The 10,523-nt window shown below is 47.3% G+C and carries 8 protein-coding genes; 4 read left to right on the plus strand and 4 right to left on the minus strand.

Features of this window, described 5'->3' with window-relative positions; all coding sequences use genetic code 11:
* Positions 1–20 precede the first annotated feature (20 nt).
* Entirely contained in the window at positions 21–1,376 is a 1,356-nt protein-coding gene (locus NG796_RS16315; RefSeq protein WP_261207897.1) for an efflux RND transporter periplasmic adaptor subunit, read from the minus strand.
* Between the two features lie 334 nt (positions 1,377–1,710).
* Between NG796_RS16315 and NG796_RS16320 the strand changes: the two genes are divergently transcribed.
* Positions 1,711–2,406: a DUF928 domain-containing protein gene (locus NG796_RS16320; RefSeq protein WP_261207898.1), complete on the plus strand. Its 696-nt coding sequence runs from the start codon at positions 1,711–1,713 to the stop codon at positions 2,404–2,406.
* 202 nt (positions 2,407–2,608) lie between these two features.
* On the opposite strand, the gene ftsZ is transcribed toward NG796_RS16320, so the two are convergent.
* The 3 genes from ftsZ to NG796_RS16335 form a co-directional block, all read right to left on the minus strand.
* Positions 2,609–3,724: a cell division protein FtsZ gene (gene ftsZ, locus NG796_RS16325; protein WP_261207905.1), complete on the minus strand. Its 1,116-nt coding sequence runs from the start codon at positions 3,722–3,724 to the stop codon at positions 2,609–2,611.
* Positions 3,725–3,768: 44 nt separating this feature from the next.
* The gene (locus tag NG796_RS16330) at positions 3,769–6,312 is read right to left on the minus strand and encodes a cyclic nucleotide-binding domain-containing protein (protein ID WP_411268815.1); all 2,544 of its coding nucleotides are present in this window, start codon (positions 6,310–6,312) and stop codon (positions 3,769–3,771) included.
* Positions 6,313–6,726: 414 nt separating this feature from the next.
* Entirely contained in the window at positions 6,727–7,365 is a 639-nt protein-coding gene (locus tag NG796_RS16335; RefSeq protein ID WP_261207899.1) for an HAD-IA family hydrolase, read from the minus strand.
* A 615-nt stretch (positions 7,366–7,980) separates the two neighbouring features.
* Between NG796_RS16335 and NG796_RS16340 the strand changes: the two genes are divergently transcribed.
* The 3 genes from NG796_RS16340 (at position 7,981) to NG796_RS16350 (ending at position 10,507) form a co-directional block, all read left to right on the plus strand.
* Positions 7,981–8,337: a hypothetical protein gene (locus NG796_RS16340; RefSeq protein WP_261207900.1), complete on the plus strand. Its 357-nt coding sequence runs from the start codon at positions 7,981–7,983 to the stop codon at positions 8,335–8,337.
* Between the two features lie 228 nt (positions 8,338–8,565).
* The gene (locus NG796_RS16345; protein ID WP_261207901.1) at positions 8,566–9,294 is read left to right on the plus strand and encodes a C40 family peptidase; all 729 of its coding nucleotides are present in this window, start codon (positions 8,566–8,568) and stop codon (positions 9,292–9,294) included.
* A gap of 157 nt (positions 9,295–9,451) precedes the next feature.
* Positions 9,452–10,507: a DUF3370 domain-containing protein gene (locus tag NG796_RS16350; RefSeq protein WP_261207902.1), complete on the plus strand. Its 1,056-nt coding sequence runs from the start codon at positions 9,452–9,454 to the stop codon at positions 10,505–10,507.
* The last annotated feature ends 16 nt before the right edge of the window (positions 10,508–10,523 follow it).

The raw sequence follows: 10,523 nt of genomic DNA on the forward strand, positions 1-10,523 counted from the left end.
GGAGGAAACCCGCGCCTAATTTATGATTCTGACAAGGCACTCAAGCGCACCTCATCCCCACTGGACAGGGGGCGACTGCTGCGGGTCACATAGCGTTCCCCTGGGGACAGTCCCGAGAGAATTTCCACTTGATTATTCAGGCGTTCCCCAATTTGGACTATTCGCGCTTCCACGGTGGCGGTCCCCTCTGCCTCCTTAAGCACAAACACGGTATTTTCCTCTTCCCCTTGCAAGGCGTTTTCTGGAATCACCACTCGTTCTGTGGTTTGGGTATCAAAGGTGACCCGAACCAGCAACCCACTTCCAATCCGGCCATCGGGGTTAGGAATGGTCACTTCTACAGGAATTTGTCGCGTTTCCACATTAGAGACCGGAGAAATGCGGCTGACTCGCCCTTCAACCACTTCCCCCCCCAAGGCATCTAAAGTGACGGTAACGGCTTGTCCGACTCGAACCTGGGCTAAGGCGAGTTCAGCCACGGGAACGATCGCCTTGACCTGGCTAAAATCGCCAATTTTTAACACATCCCCACCCGGTTGGACGAGATTTCCCGGTTCCGTCAGGCGATCGAGAACCACGCCGGTAATCGGGGACCGTAAAAAGGCATAAGACCGCCGTTCTCGGGCTTGGGCGACTACAGCCCGTTGGGCCTTGACAAGCTGTTCGGCACTACTCACCGATTCTTGTTCAATCAGAATCTGTTCTCGGGCCGATCGCACCGTTTGCGCTGCGACTTCAGCTTCGGTTTGGGCGAGTTCTCCCTGTTGACGAGAAACCGCCCCTTCAGCCGCTAAAGCGAGAAACCGTTCTGCATCTTTTTGAGCCTGTTGGAGTTCCACCAGGGCTTGATCGACCTGAATTTGGGCATTTCTGACCTCATTGCGGGCGCGGACCACATCGGATTCCCGGGCGGCTAATTCAGCTTCAGCTTCTCCGAGGGAGATTTCTAGGAGGGTGCCATCGAGTTGAGCAACAATTTCTCCTTGTTCAACGCGATCGCCTAGGTCTACCGTCATATCCAGTAAGCGTCCTTCGGTTTGGGCCCGGACAGAAACCTCTCGAAAAGGTTCGGTATTGCCGCTATAAACCACGGGTTCGCGTAAGCTGTCCGTCTGGGCGACTGCCACCTCGACACTGGGAGAACTCGGCCCCCTTTGTCGTTCTCTGGACCCACCTGGAGTCGCTGGTTGACCTTCCGCCTCTCGGTTAAAAAGGCTGGGACACCCGACTAATCCCACCGCGATCGCCATACAGAAGAACAGCCGTCCGGTTCTCATGGAGATTCCCAGCGATCGGTTACCTGGGTTGTGCTGACTTGGACTATCCCACTGCTGCGGGGACCCTTGACGAATGAATAGGGGAGATTGAGACCGCATAATGATCGGTTAGCAGACCGTAATTGTTTAAGCCGAAGTTAATTCCAATATTTTAAGGATGCAGGAGAGGGATAAAAATGTGCTTTTTCGATAAAGGATGCCGGACTCCTTATCGTTTTGACGGGGTTGAATGCAAAACGGTTCAATCTCCAAACCTTATCTGTTGCTACACTAGGGGTAGGACTCCAATTTAACAAGAATTCGGTATAGTCTGACCCAGGATGCAAATCGATGTCATCCGACCGAGGGCTTAGAATAAATCCATCTACCGTTGTTGTCGCACTTTTCTTAAAGAACCACTATGTTGCAGACACCGCTTTGCAGAATGATCAGGGTGACTTATTGGGTGTCGCTTTTAATCTTGGGGGCTTGTGAGTTGCCAACAAGAGCGATCGCCACCGAACTGAGTGGAAGGATTCTGCCTTCCCAGCTTACTCAAAGTCCCCCAATACAAGAAACTAATGCCTGTGACCCCGGGGCGAGGACAACGGATACCTCTTTCAGGCCATTACTGCCGCCGAATCAAAATCAAATTTCAACAGTCAAAGGATTTCCCTCTTTTTTCTTTTATCTCCCCAAAACTTCGCCGCAAAATGCTGAATTTGTCTTATTCAACGACAGCGATCAAGTATTTTATAAACTCCGATTTGCCATCACTGGAAATCCTGGCCTAATTCGCCTGCAACTTCCCGGGTTTATTAACCTAGAACCCTTAGAAATTCAAAAAAATTATCGGTGGTCATTTTCAATTATTTGTAATCCCCTCTCTCCATCCCAAAATCTCACCTTAACCGGAACAGTTCAGCGTCTCCCACTCTCGGGGAATCTGGCAACTCAGTTACAAAATACCTCTCCCAATAGTCATCCCCAACTTTATGCTGAAGCGGGACTCTGGATGGATGCCTTCACCAGTTTAGCTGACCTGAGCCCCCTCCCCCTTGAGGAACACTCTAATCAAGAAGCATGGAAAACCCTCTTGCAACTAATGGGATTAGAACCGTTGGACGCCTTGGAATCGGGGGGGAGATAGGGGAGATGGGGAGGATGGGGAGGATAGGGGAGATGGGGAGGATGGGGAGGATGGGGAGGATAGGGAGGATAGGGAGGATGTAGGAGAAGAAACGACTGAAGTCATGACTTTGAACATCTCCCCCATCTCCCCTATCTCCCCCATCTCCCCTATCTCCCCCATCTCCCCCATCTCCCCCATCTCCCCAATCCTCCCCAATCCCCTATCTCCCCCGCCGAGGGGGGAAAAAATCAGGCAGGTCCAATCCGGGCCAACTTTGAGGGGGTATTTCCGGTTGAGGGTTGGGGAGTGGAGGTTTGGCAACGCGAGTTTGAGGGGGGGGAGTCGGGACTACCCGGGTTTGGGGAAGAGAAACCTGGGATTCTTGATTGGAAAATCCGGTGGCAATTAAGGTCATTCTCATTTCGCCATGCAGGCGATCGTCAATCACGGCACCAAAAATAATATTTGCATCCGGATCCACCACGTTATAGACTTCTGCCGCTGCGAGATTCACTTCATGTAAGGTGAGATCCATGCCGCAGGTAATGTTAAAAACAACCCCTTTGGCCCCATTAATCGAACAATCTAAAAAGGGAGACGACATCGCCGAAATCGCCGCTTGTCTGGCGCGAGATTGCCCTTGTCCAATTCCGATTCCCAGCAACGCAGTTCCGGCGCGACTCATGACCGATCGCACGTCGGCAAAATCCACATTCACCACCCCGGGAATCACAATTAAATCGGAAATCCCCTGTACTCCCTGGCGCAGAATATCATCCGCCACACCAAAGGCATCCTGAACTGGCATATTGTCAGAAATCACCGATAACAATTTCTCATTCGGAACGGCGATCGCCGTATCCAAGCGAGTTTGTAAGGCTGTAATTGCTTCATCGGCAAGATGACTCCGCCGTTTCCCCTCGAAGGCAAAGGGACGAGTCAAGACCCCAATGGTGAGTGCCCCTTGCTGTTTGGCAATTTCCGCGACAATGGGAGTGGCCCCAGTGCCAGTTCCCCCGCCCATGCCTGCGGTAATAAAGACTAAATCACTCCCTTCCATCGCTGCGGCAATTTGACTGCGCGCATCTTCTGCCGCTTTTTGTCCGATGAGGGGATTTCCCCCAGTTCCTAACCCCTGGGTGAGTTTTTGCCCGATTTGAATGCGGCGATCGGCACGGCATTGGGCTAAAGCTCTAGCATCGGTGTTGATCCCTACAAATTCTACCCCAGACAGATCACTAGCAATCATCCGGTTGATGGCATTACACCCGCCACCCCCGACGCCGATCACGGTAATTTTAATGAGACTATCGAGCACGATCTCGTTACTCCTGATTTAATTCTGACTCCAGAGGGGCTGCGAATGCATCTCCATCTTTTTTACCCAACGATAATAACCCACATCCCCAAAGCTAATCCAAGGGTGACTAAATGTTGGGGAAGCAGCGATCGCAGGGACTCTCGGCCAATTTTTTGGGTTAACACAATGCTGAACCCCACGGCAGCAATGAGGGTGGTTCCCTGCAAAAAGGCAATCACTGCGGGATGGGCAATCCAGACGGGCAATCCTTCCCCACTCAACCCAAAGGTGGCAAAGGTAACGGGTAAAATCCGTCCCGCTTCTCCTAATCCCAAGCGCAAATAATGGGCTAAACTACCCCCTAAAACTAAGGGCAAATAGCCATAAGCTAATTGAACAAAGGGTTTAGATTTGAAGGTGCGGTTGAATTGGGCGATCGCCACCCCGGCAAGTAACACAACTGCCGCAGGAATCCCTAATGCCCCTAGGGACAATCCCAAATGGGGCCAAAATTGGCTTAAGTCAATCCCTAATCCTAAAACTGCATTAATCTCGGGCAACCGATGTAGAAAAATTCCCCCTAAAAGTAACAGCAACAAGGCAACTTCATAGCTACGGGGCTGATGAGTCGTCCACAAATCAATTCCCGGTGGTCGTAAGTTGAATTCAACAGATCGATGGGGGCAGGCTTTTAAACAGGTCATGCATAAAACACAATCTCGGTTATCTTCTAATTGAGCCGGATGAGAATAGAGAGGACAGCCATTGGTTTCCATTCCTTCTCCTTTTTGTGGACCGCCTTTATAACATTGATAGGTGGTACATTCGGCGGAACAGGTTCCCTGTTGTGCTCTTAATTCCGTCATGGAAAGTTTGGCAAACAGTCCATTCATGCCGCCAATGGGACAGAGGTAGCGACACCAAAACCGCCGTTCAAAGATGGCGGAACAAATCATTGCCCCAGCGGTGATTAACAGGAGTAACCAGGCGGAGAGATAGGCAGTATTTTCTAAATGCCAGAGTTCTTCCCAAAGGAAAATTAGGGTAAATAAGCCAAACAGAAACCAGCCGCCCCATTTTTCCGCTTGCTGTCGGGGCCAGGGTTTGAGGTTGTGTTTTAATAACTTTTCGGAGATTTTTTGGGTAATTTCTCCATAAATCATGAAGGGACAAACGGCACACCACAAGCGACCGACAAAGGGAAAAGCGAATAGAACTAACGGCCACCACCAGGCCCAAAAGAAGTTGAGGGCAAAGTTTTGATCGCGGGTTTGTGGACCGATAAATAAAATAGCGATAACTAGGGCAAAGGCAACAACAGTAAAGCCATAATTAATGCGATCGGGCCACCAAGGACTCCGCAGAAAATGCCGTAATTGGGGATAAGCATTCAGTAAATTGAAGCGAAATCGCTTTTTCTTCCCTTGGGCAGACCAGAAAATTTCTTCGGTTAATTCTCGGGCACAATCTGACTGGACGATCGCCCGTTCTACTAAGTTTTGCAACTCCCGAATATTGCCCGGAAAATCATAAGATTGCAGGCGACGGAGGGCTTCAGGAGTGAGTTTCGGTTTACTCAGCCCTTTGGCACGACAGTACAAGCTGATATAATACTCGACTTGAGCGCCAATGTCAGCTTTTCGGACTCGCAGGGGAGGCACTTTGAGGGTTTGATCCAGATGCGGGGCGATCGCCGGAAGATGTTTTTCTGCAATGGCTAGAATTTTGGCCGGGGTCGATTTAGGGGCGGCGGGAGTATCCCCCTCTCGGGTAACGGGTGTATAAGTGCCTGTTTTAAAGAGGGTGGCGATCGCCTCAAACAGTTCTGAAGGGAGTTCCTCAATTTTGTTTAAAATGAGTGTGCCTTCTCCTAACCATTCAATCAGTCCCGGTTTCCCTCCCGCCCGTCCAAAGAGTTCTGCCCCCCCTTTTTGGAGAATCCCACAGTCAATTTTGACAATGGGTTGCCGTCGGTGGGGGGAACCATAGTGAATCAGGGCAGCAATATTATCTTTTTCTAATCCCGGTTCCCCGAAAATATAAACCGATCGCCTATCAGACCCCGCCTCTCTAATCTGCTGTCTGAGACGTTGGGCATAGCGACTTCTGCCCACAATTCCCCGTTTTGCTTTGTTAACAAAATAGGGACGTAAAGCATCTTGTCTTTCTTGTTCATAAGTTAAAGCATTCGACACCTCCGCTAGTTCTTGGGCGAGTTGTCGGGTCAGGGTTTGGGTAATTTCTGGGTATTGCCGAACTAATTCTTGAACTTGGTCCGCCGGGACAAACCAGAGTTTAGATTCCGTGACGGTTAAAATCGTTTGTTCTTGAGGTTGTTCTAAGAGTAATGCCCGCAAGTTAATGGTGCAACCGGGACTCAATTCATTGGGGGAACGGGGGGCATTTTTTAGGGACGTTTGTAACTCTCCTTCTCGAAGGATGTAGAATCCGTTGGGCGCTTTCCCCTGTTCAGCGATCGCCACGTTTGCAGGGAAGATTTGCTCCTCAATAACTTGGGCGATCGCAATTAATACGGGTTCAGATAAACGACTCAATGCCGTTCGTTCTTGTAACCAATTGACGGGATTGATATCTGCCATAATTTCTCCTGTTTCTGCACCCATTTTAAAATTAATTATTCCCTAATTCCGGTAATTCTGATTTCTAGGTTTGGATAAACTATCCACTTCAATTTTAAAATTATCAATAGGTTTTGGTTTCACAGTAAAGTATAGTTAAGGGAAAATAACTCCGTTTACATTCATCTTCCCAGCACATCTTTACAGCATTATATCCCACGAAGAGTTACCGAGTTTTTGAACACACTCCGTAGACGCCCACACCAAATCTAGTCCTTAACTGGGGTAACAGTCTCATGGATTAAATGCGGTATCGATATCCCGGTGGATTTTGAGACCCAAGTCTAACCTAGATTTTTAGTGTACATCATTGAGAGCGGTTTGAGTGGTGAATTGCCCCCCAGTTTGAGTTCAAAAAAAGCATCCGAGAATCATTTGAATAATCAAAGTCTCCTAAGCTTACTCTAAGCGGGCGATCGCCTCCATTAAATCCTGGGGCTTATTAATCGCTAAATCAGGGTTGTGTTTAGATAAAACCGCTTTAGAATTAAATCCCCAACTCACGGCAATAACTTTGATTTTAGCTTTTCTAGCCGCTTCTATATCTCGGGTTTCATCTCCCACATAAATTACTTTTTCTGGGGAAACTCCTTCTTTTTTTAAGAAATTTTTAATGGCTTTATTTTTTCCGAATAAGGTGGAACCCGCATGAATAAAACTGAAAAGTTTACTCATTTCATTTCTTTCTAAAAATCCCTTGACATTTTCCAAAGAATTAGACGTAACAATTCCTAACTTATATTCTTTGTTGCTTAAATGTTGCAAAGCTTCTAAAATACCCGGAATAGGCTTTAAATTTTGAATTTCATGATTTAATTCTAATTTGACCATTTGCAATAAAAAAGGTACTTTAAAAATAGGAATACCCGAAGTTTTAATGATTTGCATTGAATTCATATTTCTCATATATTCGACATCTTCTTGAGTCGTTTTTTTATATCCAAACTCTCCAGCTAACCGATTGGTAATTTTTACAATAGAATCTAGGGTATCAGCGATCGTCCCATCAAAATCAAACAAAATTATTCTCACGGTCATCGACTTCCTCTATCATTTTTCTACACTCTATAGAACCCCAATTGACCTAGCAAGACCCTTACATCGTGCAAGAGTTGAGCGACTGAAAATCTAAAAAAGTAAAGATTTATAAATTTTCCTCTCTTTAGACCTCTTGCCCAATTCTAAAAAGCCCCCCTTAATAAGGGGGGTTGGGGGGATCAATCCGCTATTTTGTAAGAGGTCTTTTAGTCACCCCGGGTCGAATCAGAAAGATTCAACCCCTGTCTATCCTATTCCGAAACATTAAGCCCCCACTGAATCAAATCATCAGGGGTGCATCCCAAGCGGCATCGAACTACCGGCAGGTTTTCTCCCTTGCGTTTAATTTTACGGTAGATAATGTCCCTAACTAACAACCCGGGAAACTTGTCCCAAAATCAACCGAAAGACAGATGCCAATCAAGACTTTAGCAGTTCAATCCCGTTAACTCTGCCCTCGTTCACTCCATTAGGGGTGATCGCTGCCGCCTAGAACCCCAGTTAGTCCACTGTGTAAATTGCAGAAATTGTGGGGGTTCCCTGACAGACCTTGCCATTTTAAAATTTTTGTACATAATAGGTAAAAGCGTTGTCATTTCTTTTAAAAAATTGCTGATGAAACCCAAACACGTTTTAGCCGGAATTCTTTCGACTGCAGCGATCGCCACGGGAATTTTAATGACCTCCGAGGCACAAGCATCAGGCTGTCCTTTCGCTAAAGGACGAACTCTATCGAGTCAAAAGCTATCCAATTCTACAGGAATCCCGAAAGCCATTTTCCTAGGCGGTGCAGCATTGACAGCCGGTGCTAGTATTTTGGCAATCCGTCGTCTGGCAGGCGATCGCAGTCCCGAACATCCAGAATTTTCCTCCACCGATGAGTTGATTATGCCATCGGAAGTGTTCTCCACAGTAGACACCGAACCCCAAGTATCGGTTGTGGAAGAAAAAGAACTCACCTTAGTCCGCTAATCCCATTCCAACCGGGTTCTCCTTGAAACTGATCCCTCGATCTGGATTACCGATAAGTTTGAGGAGTTAACCCGGTTGAAACGGCGTCCTCGATACCTTTAAATTTATTAATTACAGTCATCTATGTGTCCAGAAGCTGAGTCGATCCAGTCAGCTATTTTCTAACGCCTTGAATGGGGGATTTTCCACTGACTTCCCCTATATCCTTTTTTCTATGGCGATCGCAATATGGTTCTCAAATCGATTACCAGACGCCAATTATTTACCCTCTGGTATGTTTTACTGTCGTTATTGGTTGTCCTGTTAATTCAGCCCATTAGTTACGGCATCATGCGATTAACCACCCTCATCCTCGGGCTATTACTCTGGGGCGGGTGGTTATTTTTATATTGGCATAAAAAGCCGGTTCGCTACGTTAACTTATCCCTGGCGATCGCCTTAAGTCTTGTTCTCATTTTACCCGGACATCCTGCGGATAAAAAGATGTTACAAGCCGCTTATATCCGGGAACTCCAACGCTATGATGGCACTTCTTATCTTTGGGGTGGCGAAAACCATTTGGGAATTGACTGTTCCGGATTAGTCCGCCAAGGTTTAATTCAAGCGAACTGGAAAATCGGCCTCAAAACCCTCAATCCTGCACTGGTTAGAAAGGGAATAGAACTCTGGTGGTATGATGCCGGGGCCGATGCCTTAAGGGATGAATATCGCAATTTTACCACAAGAGGACAACAAGCCACCAGTATTAACGAATTAAACCATCATACCATTCAACCGGGGGATTTAGCAGTTACCGTAGATGGAGAACATATCTTAGCTTATCTCGGGAATTTTACCTGGATTGAAGCCGATCCGGGCTATCTTAAAGTGATTCAAGTTACGGTTCCCGAACCGGACAACTTATGGTTTAAGGTTCCCATTTATGTATTGCGCTGGCAACAACTCTCTTCCCCGTAAAAGCCTTTCCCTCTCCCATCAAAATAGCGAGCAAAATGCAAAGTCGGGGGAATTGCTTAGATGTGCGCTACTCCAACCTTTTCGGGCGGTTATCCCTTGCCAAACTGATTTAGCCTCGCTCTATAATAGAACTATTAATTACTGAGCCTTAAATTTTATGCAGACTTCGGTCAGTCGGTTGAGTGCTATAGGGTTTTGTGGGCTATTAGTGCTATTGACAGGCGGCTGTGTTACGAAAGCTGACCCCAACTCCCCGGGAATTGATGCGGGAATTCCTGATGGTAAACCGCCCAACTCAGCACAAGCGGCATCCCCTCAAGAAATTGTGAAATCCAACGTCGTGCGATCGCTCCCGGGGGGATTAGATCAAGTCCCCATGTTTAATAGTAATAGCCCAGAATGGGTCAAAGTTGAAGGCATTTTACTCTCCACCTTTCCCCCAGCAGGCAAACAAGTCCCCGCCGCCCATCTCAACTTTGCGTTTAACGATAAATTTGAGCTATTTGCTCACCATTTTACCCATACTCCCCCGAATTTACAAACCCTCTATATCGGGATTTTAGTCAATAATCCTGGCGCGGAAGCTGTTACGGTAACCGTCCCCGAAGGTGCGAGTTATTTACTAGAACCTGATGCTCCTTTTAAAGAAAAACCGGCCATGAGTGATAATCCTAATGGGGAGATTTATTCAGGGCCAGGAATTCGAGCCGTTGATAATGTATTGCGGGGAATCAGACAAGCGGATTTACCCGAAACCTTAGTCATTCCCCCGGGAGAAAGTCGGATGTTAATGAATCATCCAATTCCCGTAAAAGGCTTAGAAAAACCCATTAATGGACGTTCTACCTTTCTGCGATTACAGAGTGATGGTCCCGTGTATTTAGCATCCTTAGCCCTGTATGCTAAAACGGATTCTAATGGAACCGAACGTGCCCCCAATTTAGAAGAATGGCAGCAACTTTTAACGACGGGTAATTTAGCTTTACCCCGAGATAAGACCCCCAGTCCACCGGAACAAGTCAGCGGGCAACTAATTTATAGTCGCGTGGCTGGAGTTCAGGAAGGGTCGAAATGGGAGGCAAATTTAGTTGATGAAGGGAGTGAATATTTAGCGCTTCCAGACCCCGCAAAAGCCGTGTCTTATGTGATTAGTAGTGCGATTCGTTCTGGAGAAACCCAGTTTTTGGGGGGATTCCAGGCTTTGATAGAGTAACCTCTCTGGGTTGATT

It is taken from the genome of Laspinema sp. D2d (assembly GCF_025370755.1).
Lineage (GTDB): Bacteria > Cyanobacteriota > Cyanobacteriia > Cyanobacteriales > Laspinemataceae > Laspinema.